Source organism: Streptomyces sp. SAI-135 (assembly GCF_029893805.1).
Classification (GTDB): domain Bacteria; phylum Actinomycetota; class Actinomycetes; order Streptomycetales; family Streptomycetaceae; genus Streptomyces.
The window spans coordinates 4112804-4129124 of sequence record NZ_JARXYP010000002.1; the positions used below are offsets into that span (position 1 = coordinate 4112804).

At 72.5% G+C, this 16321-nt stretch carries 13 protein-coding genes; 3 read left to right on the top strand and 10 right to left on the bottom strand.

Annotated features, from left to right (window positions below; translation table 11 throughout):
* Positions 1 to 9 precede the first annotated feature (9 nt).
* Positions 10 to 1128: an ADP-ribosylglycohydrolase family protein gene (locus M2163_RS22950; RefSeq protein WP_280894886.1), complete on the bottom strand. Its 1119-nt coding sequence runs from the start codon at positions 1126 to 1128 to the stop codon at positions 10 to 12.
* A 120-nt stretch (positions 1129 to 1248) separates the two neighbouring features.
* The gene (locus M2163_RS22955) at positions 1249 to 4560 is read right to left on the bottom strand and encodes an ATP-binding protein (RefSeq protein WP_280894887.1); all 3312 of its coding nucleotides are present in this window, start codon (positions 4558 to 4560) and stop codon (positions 1249 to 1251) included.
* Between the two features lie 89 nt (positions 4561 to 4649).
* On the opposite strand from M2163_RS22955, the gene M2163_RS22960 reads away from it, so the two are divergent.
* Positions 4650 to 5156 (top strand): DUF2165 domain-containing protein, encoded by a 507-nt coding sequence (locus M2163_RS22960; RefSeq protein ID WP_053847405.1) that lies wholly within the window; start codon positions 4650 to 4652, stop codon positions 5154 to 5156.
* On the opposite strand, the gene M2163_RS22965 is transcribed toward M2163_RS22960, so the two are convergent.
* From M2163_RS22965 to M2163_RS22975, 3 genes are all read right to left on the bottom strand, one after another.
* Complete coding sequence (locus M2163_RS22965) at positions 5149 to 5709, bottom strand: hypothetical protein (RefSeq protein WP_280850938.1); 561 nt, start codon at positions 5707 to 5709, stop codon at positions 5149 to 5151. The genes M2163_RS22960 and M2163_RS22965 overlap by 8 nt on opposite strands.
* Before the next feature lie 80 nt (positions 5710 to 5789).
* On the bottom strand, positions 5790 to 8375 hold the full coding sequence (locus tag M2163_RS22970) for a bifunctional FO biosynthesis protein CofGH (protein ID WP_280894888.1): 2586 nt from the start codon (positions 8373 to 8375) through the stop codon (positions 5790 to 5792).
* Positions 8376 to 8431: 56 nt separating this feature from the next.
* Positions 8432 to 9274 (bottom strand): LLM class F420-dependent oxidoreductase, encoded by an 843-nt coding sequence (locus M2163_RS22975; RefSeq protein WP_280894889.1) that lies wholly within the window; start codon positions 9272 to 9274, stop codon positions 8432 to 8434.
* A 215-nt stretch (positions 9275 to 9489) separates the two neighbouring features.
* Here M2163_RS22975 and M2163_RS22980 point away from each other — a divergent pair, with 215 nt between their 5' ends.
* Positions 9490 to 10626, top strand: a complete 1137-nt coding sequence (locus tag M2163_RS22980; RefSeq protein WP_280894890.1) for an NAD(P)/FAD-dependent oxidoreductase — start codon at positions 9490 to 9492, stop codon at positions 10624 to 10626.
* A 9-nt stretch (positions 10627 to 10635) separates the two neighbouring features.
* Here the strand turns inward: M2163_RS22980 and M2163_RS22985 are convergent, their stop codons facing one another.
* Together M2163_RS22985 and M2163_RS22990 are read right to left on the bottom strand one after the other, a co-directional pair.
* Positions 10636 to 10998 (bottom strand): hypothetical protein, encoded by a 363-nt coding sequence (locus tag M2163_RS22985; RefSeq protein ID WP_280850934.1) that lies wholly within the window; start codon positions 10996 to 10998, stop codon positions 10636 to 10638.
* A gap of 15 nt (positions 10999 to 11013) precedes the next feature.
* Positions 11014 to 11832 carry an endonuclease/exonuclease/phosphatase family protein gene (locus tag M2163_RS22990; protein ID WP_280897297.1) on the bottom strand — a complete coding sequence of 273 codons (819 nt, stop codon included), beginning with the start codon at positions 11830 to 11832 and terminating at the stop codon, positions 11014 to 11016.
* 92 nt (positions 11833 to 11924) lie between these two features.
* On the opposite strand from M2163_RS22990, the gene M2163_RS22995 reads away from it, so the two are divergent.
* The gene (locus M2163_RS22995; RefSeq protein ID WP_280850933.1) at positions 11925 to 12317 is read left to right on the top strand and encodes a nitroreductase/quinone reductase family protein; all 393 of its coding nucleotides are present in this window, start codon (positions 11925 to 11927) and stop codon (positions 12315 to 12317) included.
* Positions 12318 to 12380: 63 nt separating this feature from the next.
* On the opposite strand, the gene M2163_RS23000 is transcribed toward M2163_RS22995, so the two are convergent.
* The 3 genes from M2163_RS23000 to M2163_RS23010 all read right to left on the bottom strand — a co-directional run bounded on the left by M2163_RS23000 (position 12381) and on the right by M2163_RS23010 (position 16266).
* Positions 12381 to 12914: a DUF3455 domain-containing protein gene (locus tag M2163_RS23000; RefSeq protein ID WP_280850932.1), complete on the bottom strand. Its 534-nt coding sequence runs from the start codon at positions 12912 to 12914 to the stop codon at positions 12381 to 12383.
* A gap of 134 nt (positions 12915 to 13048) precedes the next feature.
* Positions 13049 to 14539: an aldehyde dehydrogenase family protein gene (locus M2163_RS23005; RefSeq protein ID WP_280850931.1), complete on the bottom strand. Its 1491-nt coding sequence runs from the start codon at positions 14537 to 14539 to the stop codon at positions 13049 to 13051.
* Positions 14536 to 16266, bottom strand: a complete 1731-nt coding sequence (locus tag M2163_RS23010) for a D-aminoacylase (RefSeq protein ID WP_280894891.1) — start codon at positions 16264 to 16266, stop codon at positions 14536 to 14538. Before M2163_RS23010 ends, M2163_RS23005 begins: the two co-directional genes overlap by 4 nt.
* Positions 16267 to 16321 lie beyond the last annotated feature (55 nt).

The window sequence follows — 16321 nt, forward strand, 5'->3', positions numbered from 1 at the left end:
CCGCAGGGCTCAGGCCCTCGGATAGCGGACCAGCCACCCCGGGGACGCTCCCGCGGGCCCGTGCAGCGCGGGGCCCTGGGTCATCTCCATCGCGAAGTCGTCGGCGAGTTCCAGCAGGGTGGGACGGCCCTCCAGCTCGGCCAGCCAGGCCGGCGGGAGGGCCGTCTCGCCGTGCAGGGCACCCAGCAGGCCGCCGGTGAGGGCGCCGGCCGCGGCGGAGGGGCCGTCGTGGTTCACGGCGAGGCACAGACCGTGCCGTACGTCCTCCCCCACCAGCGCGCAGTACACGGCGGCGGACAGCAGACCGTCCGCCGAACCGTCGGCCGCGAGTTCCTCGACCCGCGCCGGGGTGGGCATGCCCTGCCGTACGGCACCCAGCGCGTGCTGGAGCGCGTCCGACACCGGCTCGTGCCCGGGCCGCGCGGCCAGCAGCGCGAGCGCCCGCTGCACGGCCCCGTCCAGACTGTCGCCGAGGGCCAGCGCGTGCACGATCACGGCGTACGCGCCCGCCGACAGATAGGCGACGGGGTGCCCGTGGGTCTGCGCGGCACACTCCACGGCCAGCTGTACGACGAGCTGCGGCTCCCATCCGACGAGCAGCCCGAAGGGCGCGGACCGGGCCGTGGCCTCCGGCCCGAGTTCGTTCGGGTTCTTGGGCGACTCCAGTGTCCCCATGGTGTCGTCGCCGAGGCCGATGAGCAGGGACCGGGTCGGGTCGCGGCGGGCGTACAGCCACTCCTCCCGGGCCAGCCAGCCGTCGTCCTTGCGTCGCTCGTCGGGCCCCCAGTCCCGCTGGGTGGCGAACCAGCGCAGATACGCCCGGTGCAGGTCGGTGGGCGGGTGCCAGGCGCCGGTGTCCCGGCGCACCTGGGCCCGTATGAGCCCGTCCACGGTGAAGAGGCTGAGCTGGGTGAGGTGGGTGACGGCGCCGCGTCGGCCGTACCCGGGGGCGAGGTCCACGAGGCCCTCGGCGCCGTACGTCTCCCTGATCTCGTCCAGCCCGAGCCCGTCGACCGGTGCGCCCAGCGCGTCACCGACGGCCACCCCGAGAAGCGTCCCGCGCACCCGGCTCCGGAAGTCCTGCTGCTCGGCACGCCCCCAGACGACGGCCCCGGCTGTCGCACCCACCAAGACCTCCCGTGGCGACCGTCCGTATGTACGACGCTCAGCACTGTAATCGACGGGGGGTGCGGGGTTCAGGGGGCGTGTGGGTATGCGCCACTTCCACGGCCCGGTCTGCCCCCTCGGTCAGCTCCCCGCGGACCACCGCTCCTGGAGCGCGTCCCTCGCCTCGGTCACCGCTGTCAGGCACGTGGTGAGGCGCGAGGACCGGTCGGCACCCGGGGCGGCCAGGAGCTCGGCGAGGATGAGGGCCAGGGTGGCCAGGTCGTCCCATTCCGGGGCGAGGGCGAGGAGTTCGGACAGCCCACGGTCCGCTCGCGGGTCGTCGGCCAGCGCGCAGCCCAGGAAGCAGTGGGCCTGGGCGCGCATCACGGGCTCCATGTCTGTGTCCTGCTCGACCAGCCTCGCGAGGTCCTGCCAGAGGGGTTCGGCAGCCTCGGGGCCCTCGGCGCAGTGGACCGTCAGGGCGAGTTGGAACGTGCCGACGACCGGCGACCGCTCCCGCAGGCGCTCGGCGAGAGCGCGGGCCTGCGCCCAGCGGCCGTGGTGGCGGTGGACTTCCACCCCTGTGTCGTCCAGCTCCGGAAGGGGGGAGGCCGCCAGCCGCTCCTCCGCCTCCTCCCAGCGCTCGCTGAGCAGCAGCAGTCCGATCGCCGTCTCCCCCTCGTCCGTCATCTCGGGATCAAGCGCCACACAGCGGTCGAGGTCGGCCAGGGCCTGCTCGGTGCGGCCGATCGCCAGGCACACCCGGCCCCGCCGCCCGTAGGCCCAGGCGTACTCCGGGTCGGACGCCAGGGCGCGGTCCAGGTGCTCCAGGGCCTGTCCGTAGGACTTGCGGGCGTAGTGGATCGCGCCGAGGCCCGCCAGGGAGACCGCGTGGGCCGGGTCCTGCGCGAGGACGGCGTGGAAGAGGGGCAGCGCCTCGTCGTACCGGCCCTCGAAACGGTACGCCGAGGCGAGTTCGGCCTGGATCCAGTAGGTTTCCGGTTCCGCCGCGACAGCCCGCCGCAAGTCCTCGAACACCCCCTCCCGGTCGCCCAGCCCGCGCTTCACCCGGGATCTCATCACCAGCGCCCAGGCGTAGTCGGGGATGAGCGCCAGCGCCCGGTCCAGGTCGGCCGACGCCTCCTGCCAGCGGCCGAGTTCGCCCAACACCTGCCCGCGGCTCGCCAGCGCCGACGCATATCCCGGCTCCAGCTCGACCGCGCGCGCCAGCTCCACCACGGCCTCCTCGTAGCGCCCCTCGATCCGGTACGCGTCCCCCCGTTCCGAGGCGACCCAGGCCCGGTCGGGGGCGAGCTCGGCTGCCCGGTCGAGGTCGGCGAACGCCTTGTCCAGGTCGCCGCGCGTGCGGTGCAGCCGGGCCCTGCGCACCAGCGCCCACAGGTACTCCGGGTCGATGCTCAGCGCCCGGTCGAAGTCGGCGAGCGACTCGTCGAGCCGGCCCAGTGCGTGCCGGCACGCCGCCCGCCCGGCCAGGGCGATGTCGTCGGTGGGGTCGAGGGCGAGGGCGCGGGTGTAGTCGGCGTCCGCTTCCTCGAAGCGGGACGCCAGGCGGTAGGTCTCGGCCCGCTCGGTGATGATCCAGGCCGCGTCGGGAGCGAGTTCGACGGCTCGGTCGAGGGCGGCCAGGGCCGCCGGGTAGTCGTCCTGCAACTGGTGGGTGAGGCCCCGGCCGTAGTGGGCGAGGGGCTGCTGCGGGTCCAGCTCGACGGCGCGGTCGTACTCCTGGAGGGCCTGCGCGTACTCCTGGTGCCTGCGCAGTTCCCTGCCGCGCAGGGCGTGCGCCTCCGCCCGGCCGGGCGGGTCGAGGCCGGGGCGGGTCAGCAGCAGGTCCAGCGCCGCGCTCACCCCGTTCTCCTCGTCGGCGAGTGCCGCGCCCAGCGACCGTCCCCACTCGCGCAGTACGGCGTGGTCCGCGGCGTCCCCCGCCTCCTCCAGCATCCGGGCCCAGCGGCGGGCGACGACCTCGTCCTCACGGCACGCGGTGACGAGGCCGCGCAGCGCCTCGGCGAGCGCCGCGGGCGGGCGGGCGCACAGCAGGTGGTACACCTCCTCCAGCCGCAGTTCCCACCACTCCTCGTCCACCCACAACTCCTCGTGACGACGCCCGAATTCGCTGTCCTCGCGCCATTCGGCGTACGCCTGCGCGAGCCGCCGGTGCCGGCTCGTCCAGTCGGTGCGGGACCGGAGCCGCTCCAGGCGCAGCATCTGCGCGCGGACCAGATCGTGGTACTGGAGCCGCTCGCCGCGCTGTACGACGAAGGGAAGTGCCGTCAACCACGTGTACAGCGCGTCGAGTTCGTCATCGGGGGCGGGGACGAGCAGCCGGAAGACGTCGGCGTCCAGCTTCCTGGGCAGCGCGCAGGCCCGGGCGACCTTGCGGCGGGCCTCCGGCTCCGGCTTCAGGAACCGTTCCACCGCCGTCGCACTGGGGTCGATCACGTTGTCCGGGCCGTCGGGCCGCTTGGCCGCGAGGGTCGACACGAGAACGGGGAGGCCGCCCGTCAGGCGCAGCACCTCCTCGACGACCGGCTCCGCCACGACGCCCCGCGCGGCGAGCAGCCGGCGCGCCTCGGCCTCGGTGAACGGGGCCAGCGGCATTTCCGCCACCGCGTCCAGGCCGCCCCAGCGGGAGGCGTCCAGGGGGCGCTGTCCCGCGGTGACCGCCACGACGGCGGCGGGCAGCCGGCCGTGCTCCCGGGGTTTGGTGAGGACGTCGTACAGCCACGGGTCGAGGAAGGGGCCGGTCCGCTCGTACGTGTCGAAGAACAGGACGATCCACGGTACGGCGGCGGCCGCGGACCGCAGTTCGCCGAGCAGCACCGGGGTGAGGACCCGCTCCGGGGTGAGGACCAGGTCGACGTCGTCGGGGTTGCGGAAGCGGGCGCCGAGGCCGGCCCGCAGCCTGTCGGCGCCCTGGGCGAGCCGGTCGGCGGGAAGGGCCCGGGTGACGAGTTGGGCGCCCGGCAGGGCCGCCTCCAGAGCGCCCAGACCGACGTCGACCGCCATCCTGCTGCCGGTCGAAGCGGTCTCCATGGCGGCGTCGGGCGCGAAGGCGGCGAGGGTGGCCGCCTCCGCCTCGCGCCGCCGCTCCCGCCAGGTCGCGAGGCGCCGCTCCAGGTCCTTCAACCGGCGCCCCTGGGCGGAGAGTTCACGGCACAGCGCCTCCATCGCCTCGGGCACGCTGCCCACGCTGTCGTCGACATGGGCGGTGAGCGCCCCGCGTTCCCTGGCGAGGTGGGCCAGCTCCTGGACGAGGGAGGTCTTTCCGATGCCCGCGCTGCCGTGGACGTGGAACCGGAAGCGGTGCCGGGGGTCGCCGGACGGGATGTCGAAGTTGCCGAGGAACGCGGCCCGTTCGGCCTCGCGGCCCACGAATCCGGCCCGTGTGCGCCGCAGGATCAGCTCCTGCGCCGACGGCTCCGCCTGCGTCATACGTCCGTCCCCTCGTCGCGGCCCGTCCGCCTCTCATTCTGGCGCAACCGCTCTGGATCACACCGCTCCGCCCGGGGAAGATGGCCCCCATGGCATCGACACCCCCACGCACCACACGCAGCGCTCTCCACCTCTCCGCCACCCTGCTGACCGCGAGCGTCGCGCTGTACATAGCGCTCGTCGCGTTCGGGAACATCACCGATTTCGGGACGAACCAGGCGTTCGTGCAGCATGTTCTCGCGATGGACACGACGTTCAAGGACGACGATCTGATGTGGAGAGCCGTCACCAGCAAGGGACTTCAGAACACGGCGTACGTGGCGATCATCGTCTGGGAGACGCTCGCGGCGCTCGTGCTGATCTACGGCACCTGGCTGTGGGTGCGCCGGGACGACCAGGCCGCCCGGCGGTTCTCCACCTACGGCCTGCTCATGCTGATGCTGCTGTTCGGCGCCGGGTTCATCGCGATCGGCGGTGAGTGGTTCTCCATGTGGCAGTCGGACACCTGGAACGGGCTGGACGCGGCGCTGCGGGTGTTCGTGTTCAGCGGGGTCGCCCTGCTGGTGGTGAACCTGCCCGACCGCAGCGCTAGTTGACGACGACGACCTTCGTCCCCGTCTCGCCGAACGTCCACAGGGCCGAGCCGTCCGCCGTCCTCATGCGGATGCCGCCGGTCTGGGCGCCGTCGGCGGGCGGGGGCGAGGAGCCGTCCACCGCGTTGGAGAAGGCGACGTTCACCCCGTCCACGGCGGTGAAGTACACGATGTGCTCGATCCGCACGCCGTCGGACCCGGTCGTCGGGTCCCCCCGGCGCAGCGAGACGGAGTAGGTGCCGGGGGCGGGGTCGACCGTCCCCGGCCAGACGGCGAAGGTCCGCCGGGCCGCCTCGCTCGCGTCGATGAGCCACACCCGCTTGTCGCCGAGCGAGTAGACGATCCTGCGGCCGGTGCCGGAGCCGTCCGGGACGGCGGTCGCGGACGGAGCCGGCTGCGCGGACGCGCTCGGGGACGCCGACGCACTGGGCCGGGCCGTCACGGCCACGCTCGGCTTCGTTCCCTTGTCGGCCTGTACGGCCAGGGCGACGACGGCGGCGATCGCCCCCACGGTCAGACCCGTCACCCAGACCTTCGGGGCTGGCACGACACGCATCTCCTCGGCTCAGGATCCCCGTCGAACGGGGGTCGGATCATCGTACCGGCCCCCGTCTCGGCACCCGTCCCGGCCGACGCTCAGTCCAGCACCGGCAGCAGTTGAGGCAGGTGCCCGTCGGAGACCTGCGCCGCCCTCTGGCGCTCCTGTGGCACCTGCCCGTACAGCGTGGTGCGCGGACGTGCGGGACGTCCCGCCGCCTCCGCCACCGCGATCAGGTCCTTCACCGACTTGTACGAGCCGTACGACGATCCCGCCATCCGCGAGATCGTCTCCTCCATCAGCGTGCCGCCCAGGTCGTTGGCGCCGGAGCGGAGCATCTCGGCCGCGCCCTCGGTGCCGAGCTTGACCCAGCTGGTCTGGATGTTCGGGATGTACGGGTGCAGGAGCAGCCTCGCCATCGCCGTGACCGCCCGGTTGTCCCGCATCGACGGGCCGGGCCGGGCGATGCCGGCCAGGTACACCGGGGCGTTGGTGTGGATGAAGGGGAGCGTCACGAACTCCGTGAAGCCGCCCGTGCGTTGCTGGATGCCGGCCAGGGTGCGCAGGTGGCCCAGCCAGTGGCGGGGCTGGTCGACATGGCCGTACATCATCGTCGAGGAGGACCGCAGGCCGACCTCGTGCGCGGTCTCGATCACCTCGATCCAGGTCGCCGTCGGCAGCTTGCCCTTGGTCAGCACCCAGCGGACCTCGTCGTCGAGGATCTCGGCGGCCGTGCCGGGGATGGAGTCCAGCCCGGCCTCCTTGGCGGCGGTCAGCCACTCGCGGATCGACAGGCCGGTGCGGGTCGCGCCGTTGACGACCTCCATCGGCGAGAAGGCGTGCACATGCATGCCGGGGACGCGGGACTTGACCGCCCTCGCTATGTCGAAGTACGCCGTCCCGGGCAGGTCCGGATGGATCCCGCCCTGCATGCAGACCTCCACCGCGCCCACCTCCCAGGCCTGTTGGGCACGGTCGGCCACCTGGTCGAGGGAGAGCGTGTAGGCGTCGGCGTCGGTGCGCCGCTGGGCGAAGGCGCAGAACCGGCAGCCGGTGTAGCAGACGTTGGTGAAGTTGATGTTCCGCGTGACGATGTACGTCACGTCGTCGCCGACCGCCGACCTGCGGACGTCGTCGGCGATCCGGGTCAGCGCGTCCAGGGCCGGGCCGTCGGCGTGCAGCAGCGCGAGGGCCTCCTCGTCGGTCAGCCTCGTGGGATCGTCGGCGGCGGTCCGCAGCGCGTCCCGTACGTCCGTGTCGATGCGCTCGGGCACCATGCCGGGGGCGGCCGCCTCGCGCAGGGCGCCCCAGTCGCCGTAGACCTCGTCGAAGTCGTCACGGCGGTCGGACGTACGGCCCTCGGTGTCGATGGAGGCGTGCAGGTCGGTGCGGCCGGTGGCCACGAAGACCTCCTCGGGCTCCTGCCAGGGCAGCCCCTGCGGAAGCGCGTCGGGGCGGGCGAGGCCCGTCTCCGGGTCGGCCAGCGCGGCCACGTGCGGGCGCAGCCTCGGGTCCAGCCAGGGCTCGCCGCGCTGGACGAACTCGGGGTACACGCACAGGCGTTCCCGCAGTTCGAACCCGGCGGCGCGCGAGCGCTCGGTCAGCTCCTCGATCTGCGGCCAGGGGCGCTCGGGGTTCACGTGGTCGATGGTGAGCGGGCTGACCCCGCCCCAGTCGTCGATCCCGGCCCCGATCAGGCGCTCGTACTCGCTGTCGACGAGGTTCGGCGGGGCCTGGATGTTGGCGGCCGGGCCCATGATGAGGCGGGCGACGGCCACCGCGGCGACCAGTTCGTCGAGCTCCGCGTCCGGCATGCCGCGCATCGCGGTGTCGGGCTTGGCGCGGAAGTTCTGGATGATCAGTTCCTGGATGCTGTGGTACGACCGCGCGGTGCGCCGGAGCGCGAACAGGGACTCGGCGCGCTCCTCGTACGTCTCCCCGATCCCGATGAGGATGCCGGAGGTGAAGGGCACGGAGGAACGGCCCGCGTCCTCCAGCACCCGCAGCCGTACGGCGGGTTCCTTGTCCGGGGAGCCGTGGTGCGGGCCGCCGGGCTCGGACCACAGCCGCTCGGCGGTCGTCTCCAGCATCATGCCCATGCTCGGCGCGACCGGCTTGAGCCGCTGGAAGTCGGTCCAGGACAGCACGCCCGGGTTGAGGTGGGGCAGCAGGCCCGTCTCCTCCAGGATGCGGACGGAGATGGCCCGGACGTAGGCGATGGTGTCGTCGTAGCCGTGCGCGTCCAGCCACTCCCTGGCCTCCGGCCAGCGGTCCTCGGGCTTGTCGCCGAGGGTGATGAGGGCTTCCTTGCAGCCCAGCGCGGCGCCCTTGCGGGCCACGTCGAGGACCTCGTCGGGGGACATGAACATCCCGTGGCCGGCCCGGCGGAGCTTGCCGGGCACGGTCACGAAGGTGCAGTAGTGGCACTTGTCCCGGCACAGCCGGGTCAGCGGGATGAAGACGCTCTTCGAGTACGTGATGACACCGGGGCGGCCCGCCTGCGCGAGGCCCGCGTCCCTGACCCGGGCGGCGGAGGCGGTGAGGTCGTCCAGGGCCGGGCCGCGGGCCTGGAGCAGCACCGCGGCCTCGAAGACGTCGAGGGCGACGCCGTCCCGGGCACGTTTGAGAGCGCGACGCATGGAGTTCTCGGTGGGGCCGGTTCCGGAGGTCGCGGAGGTCGTCATCCTTCGAGCATACGAGCGGTGTGATCAGGGCAGGGGTGCCGCCCTGTCGGGGGATGTCACACAGTGCCGGTACCGTCCTGGACATAACGGTCATATTCGTCGAGCGCCTTCAGCACCTCGCCCTCCCCCGCCGGCGGCAGCTGGAGCACGACCTCCTCGATGCCCAGCTCGGCGTAGTGGGCGAGCTTGCCGGGGGTGGGCAGGACGGCGTACGGGACGACCTGGAGGGCGCCCGGGTCGCGGCCCGCGTCCGCCCAGGCGGTGCGCAGCACGGGCAGGGACTCGGTGAGGCCGCGGCCGCCGATCGGCAGCCACCCGTCGGCGTACTCGCAGATGTGGGAGAACAGCTTGGGGCCCGCGGCGCCGCCCACCAGGGTCCGCTTCCGCACGGGCTTCGGGAAGGCGTGACTGGCCCTGACGCTCCCGAACTCCCCTTCGTAGGCGGTCGGTTCGTCCGCCCACAGGGCGTGCATGAGCGCCATCCGGTCCCGCACGAGCTCGCGCCGGGTACGCCACTCGACGCCGTGGTCGGCGGCCTCCTCCACGTTCCACCCGAACCCGAGCCCGAGCGTGAACCGGCCGCCGGAGAGGTGGTCGAGGGTGGCGATCTGCTTGGCGAGGTCGATCGGGTCGTGCTGGGCGACGAGCGTGATGCCGGTGCCGAGGCCGAGCCGCTCGGTGACGGCGGCGGCCTGGCCGAGCGCGACGAAGGGGTCGAGGGTACGGCCGTACTCGCGCGGCAGGTCGCCGCCCGCGGGGTACGGGGTGACCCGCTCGACGGGGATGTGGGTGTGCTCGGGCAGGTACAGCCCGGCGAAGCCCCGCGCCTCCAGCTCACGGGCGAGCCGGGTCGGGGTGATGGTCTCGTCGGTGAGGAAGATCGTCACGGAAATACGCATGGTGCATCTGTACCGGGCCGGGGCGGCGATGTCCATACCGACTGGTCGGCATTGCGCGGGGAGGGTCCGTGGGCTGTAGGCGGCCTGTCCGTGAGCCGTAGGCCGTCTGTCGGGGGTGTGGGTCCGCTTGTCGGAGGTCTGTCGACGGGGGCCCGGAACCTTGCCGGAGACGGCCGCCGGAACTCACCGGCAGGCCCCCTCCCGAAGGAGCCACCATGACCACCAGCCCAGTCACGATCATCGGCGCCGGACTCGGCGGCCTCACGCTCGCCCGCGTCCTGCACGTCCACGGCATCCCCGCCACCGTGTACGAGGCGGAGACCTCACCGACGGCGCGTGCGCAGGGCGGAATGCTCGACATCCACGACTACAACGGGCAGTTGGCCCTCCGGGCGGCCGGCCTGATGGAGGAGTTCCGCGGTCTTGTCCTGGAGGGCCGTGAGGCGACACGGCTGGTCGACCGGGACGGAACCGTGCTGTTCGACAAGGCCGACGACGGCACCGGCGGCCGCCCCGAGGTGCAGCGCGGTGAACTGCGGCAGCTCCTGCTGGACTCGCTGCCCGCCGGCACGGTCCGCTGGGGCCACAAGGTCAGCGGCGTCCGGACGCTCGGCGGGGGCCGGCACGAGGTGACGTTCACCGACGGCACCTCGGTCGACACCGGCCTTCTGGTGGGGGCTGACGGGGCATGGTCCCGGGTACGGCCGCTGCTCTCGCCCGCGAAGCCCGCGTACACCGGCATGTCCTGCGTGGAGGTGTACCTGCACGACGCCGACATCCGGCACCCGGCCAGCGCGAAGGTGGTCGGCACAGGGGCGCTGTTCGTGCTGGCGCCGGGCAAGGGCTTCGTGACGCACCGGGAGCGGGGCGGCAACCTGCACACGTACGTGATGCTCGCCCGGCCGCGGGAGTGGTTCGCGGACATCGACTTCTCCGACACCGCCGAGGCCGTCGCACGGATCGCGCGGGAGTTCGACGGCTGGGCACCGGAACTCACCGCGCTGATCACCGACGCCGACACCGCACCGGTGCTGCGCCCCTTCAGCGCCCTGCCCGTCGAGCACCGGTGGGAGCGGGTGCCGGGGGTGACCCTGATCGGCGACGCCGCCCATGTCGCCGCCCCGAACGGCGAGGGCGCCAACCTCGCCATGCTCGACGGCGCGGAACTCGCCCAGGCCCTCGCGGCCCACCCCGACGACATCGAGACCGCGCTCACGCAGCACGAGCACGCCATGTTCCCCCGCAGCGCGGAAACCGCCACCGAGGGCACGGAACTCTTCGCCCTGATGTTCGGCGACGACGCGCCGCACGGCTTGATCAGGGTGTTCACGGGGGAGGAGCGGGGCGAATGACTCGGGCGGTCATCCGGCGAGGTAGCGGTGTCTGCCGTCGCCCGGAGAGATGAAGAGTTCGCCCTCCCGGACCTGCCATTCCGTCGTGCCGTCCCTCTCGTGGCTCGCAAGGAACAGGCCACTGACGTGGTCCCCGTCCTCGTTGGCCGGGATCCGCGCCATCTCCCGGATCTGGTGAACGAGCCAGTCCAGGCCCGACTCGCGGATGTCGGCGCCGTAGAAGAGGTAATGGGTCCAGTTCACGTGCCGGCGGGGTGTGCCCCATCCGTGGGAGTAGTGACCGTCTTCGTGGAACGAGATGATCTCCTGGGCTGCGGCGAGTTGTTGCTCGTCGCACTCCAGCCAGCCTCTGACCGACACGTAGACGCCCATCGTTTGCTCCTCGAGTCACTCTGACCCGTCCGCCAGATCCGCCACCACCGCCATGTGGTCCGACGGCCACACCCCGCCCACCGGGCCGTCCCCCGCGCGTCGGACGTCCAGGACGTGGCCCAGTCCCGAAGGGCCCGGTGGGCCGACGTGGATGTAGTCGATGCGGACCGGCGGGTCGACACGGACGTACGGGTTCGCCGGGTCCCAGGTCGCCGAGGCGGCCGTGGGATCCGCGTACTCCCAGGCGTCCAGGAAGAGTTGGCTTGGGGCGGCCGGGGCCGTTTTGTAGCCGCCGAAGAGGCGGACCTCGTCGGAGTCGGGCCAGGCGTTGAAGTCGCCGGTGATCACCGGGGGGAAATCGGTGCCGGAGCGGTGCGCGGCCACGAACTCGGCCAGGGCGGTGACCTGTTGGCAGCGGACCGCCGAGGCCGTGGGGGCCGAGGTGAGGTGGGTGGTGAAGAAGGGGATCTCACAGGAAGGGCCTGCCAGACGGGTGTGGAAGGCGAGGCGGCCGTCGTCCAGGTCGTCCGGGGCGGGGAGTCTGAGGACTGCCCGGTCGATCACCGGCCAGCGACTCAGTACCGCGTTGCCGACCTCCACTCCCGGGTCGCCGATCCGGCGCTGCCAGCGCTCCGAGGCGGGCGACGCGGCCCACGCCCAGTGCAGGCCCAGTTCGCCGGCGAGCCACTGCGCGAGGTTCTCGGTGCCCGCCGACCACACCTCCTGGAGGCCGACCACATCCGGCCGCAGTTCGCGCAGCACCGAGAGGATGGCCTTCTGGCGTTCCTCCCACGGGCCGAAGCGCCACCAGAGGTTCCAGGTCACCACGCGCATCGCCGACACCCTTCGTCCGACCGGCAGCACCCTGAGATCATCGGGGCCGCCGGTCAGGTTACGGAAGACGAGAGACAGGAGTCTCACCGCCCATGTCCCGCGACGCCGAGCGCAAGTACCGTGCCGCCAGGGCCGTTCAGCGCCTGATCAACCCCGTCATGCGCCGACTGCCCCTGCAGACCGTCCTGGAGACCACCGGCCGCACCTCGGGCCTGCCCCGCCGGACCCCGGTGGGCGGCAGGCGGGTCGGCGGTTCGTTCTGGCTGGTCTCCGAGTTCGGGGAGCGGTCGCAGTACGTCCGCAACATCAAGGCCGACCCCCGGGTCAGGGTGCGCATCCGGGGGCGGTGGCACACCGGGACCGCCCATCTGATGCCGGACGACGACACCGCCGTACGCCTGCGCGGCCTTCCCCTCCTGAACAGCGCCGCCGTGCGGGCGATAGGGGCGGGGCAGCTGACCGTGCGGGTGGATCTGGACAGGTGAGGGGCGGCGCGGCGGTGACCCCGGGCGGAGGGGGCCGCCGCGCCGCTCAGAAGCGCACGCGCCTCACTTCGCCGGCTTGTAGAACGCGTACGTCGCCGTGTACGCCACGCTCACCTGGTCCGTGCCGGTGCAGGCGGTGGTGGGGGCCACGCCGCCGGTGGTGTTGAGGCGCTGTATGTAGGAGACGCCTCCGAAGACGCCTGTGCCCCGGGTCGCGGTGGCCTGGAGGAGGAGTTCGGGGATGGTGCCCGTCTTGGGGGAGTTGGCGATCGCCGTGGCGTTCACCGCGCTGCCGTCCACGGTGGAGACCCAGACGGGGCCGCGGGAGTGCAGGGCCACGGTGCGGCCTCTCCGGTCGGAGAGGGTGGCGGCGGGCTCCAGGAGCTTCCAGGCACCGTCGGTGCAGGTGTAGGTCTGCACGCCCCGGGCGGGGTACACACCGGTCAGCTTGTTGCCGTCGGGCACCTGGAGGGCCGCGGGGACCTTCACGGGCTTCGGCGGGGCGTCCGCGGTGGCCGCGTTGCCTGCGGTCGTCCCGAGGAAGGCGGTCGCGGCGAGGGCCGCGGTGGTCAGGGTGAGGCGCTTGGTGAGCTTCAAGTCGGTTCTCCGGAAGGGTTCTTGACTGGTCTTCAGTACGGCGATGTCGGACTCGCCGCCCCCCGGCCGGGACTCTACGGTGCCACCCGCGGGTTACCGGCCAGTTGGCCGAACACGCGCTCCCGAAACCCGTCTCACCCCGGCCAGACGATCGACTGCACCTCGCTGTACGCGTGCAGCGCGTACACCCCGCAGTCGCGTCCGACCCCGCTCCGGCGGAAGCCTCCGAACGGGGCCTCCATGTTGCGGCCGACCGTGTTGACCCCGACTCCCCCGGCCCTCAGTCGCCGTGCCACGCGGAAGGCGCGGGCCACGTCCGCCGACCAGACGTAGTCGATCAGGCCGTAGTCGCTGTCGTCGGCGAGGGCGATGCCCTCCTCCTCGTCGTCGAAGGGCGTCACGGTCACGACCGGGCCGAAGATCTCCTCACGGACCACGCGCATGTCGGGGCGGCAGTCGGCGAGGAGGGTGGGGGCGACGTAGAAACCCCGGTCGAGGTCCGGGCGTTCGCCGCCGGTGACGACCACCGCGCCCTCCTTGCGGCCGAGTTCGACGTACGACTCCACCCGCTCCCGGTGCGCGGCAGAGATCACCGGTCCGACGACCGTCCCGGGATCGCGCGGATCCCCGACCTTCAACCGGGCCGCGTAGGCGGTCAGTTGCTCGACCAGCCGGTCGTAGACCCCTCGCTGCACCAGCACCCGCGTCGGTGCCGTGCAGATCTGTCCGCTGTAGAAGGAGAAGGTGGTCCCGATGCCGGCGACGGCCGATCCGAGGTCCGCGTCCTCGAAGACGAGCGCCGCCCCCTTGCCGCCCAGCTCCATCAACTGCCGTTTCATGGACCGCCCGCACACCTCGCCGATGCGCTGCCCGACCGCCGTGGAGCCGGTGAAGCTGACCATGTCGACGTCCGGTGAGTCGACGGCGGCCTCGCCGACCTCCACGGAACGCCCGCCGACCACGTTCACCACCCCGCGCGGCACACCGGCCGCCTCCAGTGCCTGCGCCATGCGGTAGACGGAGAGGGGGTCCTGCGGGGCGGGTTTCACCACCACGGTGTTGCCCATGGCGAGCGCCGGGGCGATCTTCCCGGCGGGGTTGGCCCACGGGTTGTTGTACGAGGTGATGCAGGTGACCACCCCGACGGGCTGCCGGACGGCCAGCGCCCCCATCACCGCGGCCCTCCCCTCCCCCACTGCCTTGAGGGCGTGGGAGGTGCCCCCACGGCCGGCCTCGTTGACCTGCGGCTCGATCGCCCACTCGGCCGGTTCGACCCGCGCGTACCGCCGGAAGCGGGCCGCGGCGACACCGACCTGCATGCCACGGGCCACCCCCGTGGTCGCGCCCGTCTCGGCCTGGGCGAGTTCGGCGTAGGGCACAAGACCGGCGCGGATGATGTCGGCGGCACGGGCCAGCACGGCGGACCGCTCCTCCGGTGCCGTGCGCGACCACGGTCCGAAGGCCTCGCGGGCCGCGGCACAGGCCGCGTGCACCTGATCCCGCGAGGCCTCCGGGGCCCAACCGACGGTCTCCTCGGTGGCCGGGTCGACCACCGCGTAGTGACCGGCCTCCGGAGCCACCCATGCACCGCCGACGAACAGCGCCTGCTCCTCCCGCGAACTCACCTGGTGCTCACCGTCCGCGTGTCCCGCCCCGACCGCAGCACCCGGCCCGGCACGGCTCCGCTCACCACGTCGTCGCGGATCGCCTCGACGCCGTTGACCCACACGGCCCGTACGCCGATCGCCTTGGAGTCCAGGCGGGGGCCGTCTCCCGGCAGGTCGTGCACCAGGGTGGCCGGGCCCGCCGCGATCCGCTCCGGGTCGAAGAGCACGAGGTCCGCATGGAAGCCCTCCTCGATCCGCCCGCGCTCCCGCAGCCCGAACAGCCGGGCCGGGTCGTCGGTGAGCATCTTCACGGCCTGTTCCAGCGAGGTCAGCTTCCGCCCGCGCAGACAGTCCCCGAGGAAGCGGGTCGTGTACGGCGCCCCGCACATCCGGTCCAGGTGCGCGCCCGCGTCGGACCCGCCGAGCAGGACGTCCTCGTGCTGCCAGGCCTCGGCACGCATCGCCCAGGACGCCGGGTCGTTGTCGGTGGGCATGGGCCACAGAACCGTGCGCAACGAGTCGGCCGCGCAGATCTCGACGAGCGTGGCGAACGGCTCCTGTCCGCGCTCGGCGGCGATGTCCTCCACGACACGGCCGCTGAGCCCGCGGTTGGTGTCGCTGTAGGTGTCCCCGATGACGTACCGCCCGAAGTTGGTCAGCCGCCGGAAGACGCCGGCCTCCTTGGACTGGGAGTGCCGGAGCAGTTCCTTCTGTACGTCCGGGTCGCGCAGCTTCTCGATCCGTTCGGGGACGGGCAGGGCGAGCACCGGACCCCAGCCGGGGATGAGGTTCAGCGCGCAGAACGTGCCCAGGGACATGTTCATCGGGGTGAGGATCGGCATGGTGAGGGCGACGACCCGGCCACCCGCCTTCCGGGCCTGTTCGCTCGCGAACAGCTGCCTGGGCACCCGTTCCGGCACGGCCGAGTCGATGGTGAGCACGTTCCAGTTCAGGGGCCGTCCGGCCGCCGCGCTCATCTCCACGAAGAGTTCGATCTCGGCGTCGCTGAACTGGTCGAGACAGCCGGCGACGATGGCCTCGATCTGGGTCCCCTCGTGCTCCCCCACCGCCCGTGACAGTGCCAGGAGTTCGGCGGGCAGCGCGTGCCGGGAGGCGACGGGCTTGCCGTCGCCGTCGGAGTGCGTGGAGGACTGGGTGGTGGAGAACCCCCAGGCCCCGGCGTCCATGGCCTCGTGGAACAGCCGCAGCATCTGGGCGAGCTGTTCCTCGGAGGGCTGTCCGCCGACGGCGTCCGGCCCCATGACGTACCGGCGCAGCGCGCAGTGTCCCACCATGAACCCGGCGTTGACGGCGATCCGCCCTTCGAGCGCGTCGAGATAGTCCCCGAAGGAATGCCAGCTCCAGGGCGCCCCTTCCTCCAGGGCGACCAGCGACATCCCCTCCACCTTGGACATCATGCGGCGCGTGTAGTCGGCGTCCTCGGGGCGGGAGGGGTTCAGCGGGGCCAGCGTGAAGCCGCAGTTCCCGGCGGCGACGGTGGTCACCCCGTGGTTGAGGGAGGGGGTCGCGTACGGGTCCCAGAACAGCTGGGCGTCGTAGTGCGTGTGCGGATCGACGAACCCGGGGGCCAGGACGAGCCCGGTTGCGTCCTCGGCGGTGCGGGCTTCCTCGGTGATCTCACCGATCGCGGCGATACGGCCGTCCCGTATCCCCACGTCAGCGGTGAAGGCGGCCGCACCGGTCCCGTCGACGACGGCCGCACCTTTGATGACGTGATCGAGCATGAACGCTGCCTCCTCGACTCCGGTTGCGGCGGGTTCTCGGGGGCGCGGGGAACTG

Excerpts from the sequence above, each read along its gene's own strand:
- M2163_RS22980 (WP_280894890.1), top strand. The coding sequence starts at position 9,490 with ATGACCACCAGCCCAGTCACGATCATCGGCGCCGGACTCGGCGGCCTC.
- M2163_RS22990 (WP_280897297.1), bottom strand. The coding sequence starts at position 11,832 with ATGCGCGTGGTGACCTGGAACCTCTGGTGGCGCTTCGGCCCGTGGGAG.
- M2163_RS22965 (WP_280850938.1), bottom strand. The coding sequence starts at position 5,709 with ATGCGTGTCGTGCCAGCCCCGAAGGTCTGGGTGACGGGTCTGACCGTG.
- M2163_RS22995 (WP_280850933.1), top strand. The coding sequence starts at position 11,925 with ATGTCCCGCGACGCCGAGCGCAAGTACCGTGCCGCCAGGGCCGTTCAG.
- M2163_RS22955 (WP_280894887.1), bottom strand. The coding sequence starts at position 4,560 with ATGACGCAGGCGGAGCCGTCGGCGCAGGAGCTGATCCTGCGGCGCACA.
- M2163_RS22985 (WP_280850934.1), bottom strand. The coding sequence starts at position 10,998 with ATGGGCGTCTACGTGTCGGTCAGAGGCTGGCTGGAGTGCGACGAGCAA.
- M2163_RS22970 (WP_280894888.1), bottom strand. The coding sequence starts at position 8,375 with ATGACGACCTCCGCGACCTCCGGAACCGGCCCCACCGAGAACTCCATG.
- M2163_RS23010 (WP_280894891.1), bottom strand. The coding sequence starts at position 16,266 with ATGCTCGATCACGTCATCAAAGGTGCGGCCGTCGTCGACGGGACCGGT.
- M2163_RS22975 (WP_280894889.1), bottom strand. The coding sequence starts at position 9,274 with ATGCGTATTTCCGTGACGATCTTCCTCACCGACGAGACCATCACCCCG.
- M2163_RS22960 (WP_053847405.1), top strand. The coding sequence starts at position 4,650 with ATGGCATCGACACCCCCACGCACCACACGCAGCGCTCTCCACCTCTCC.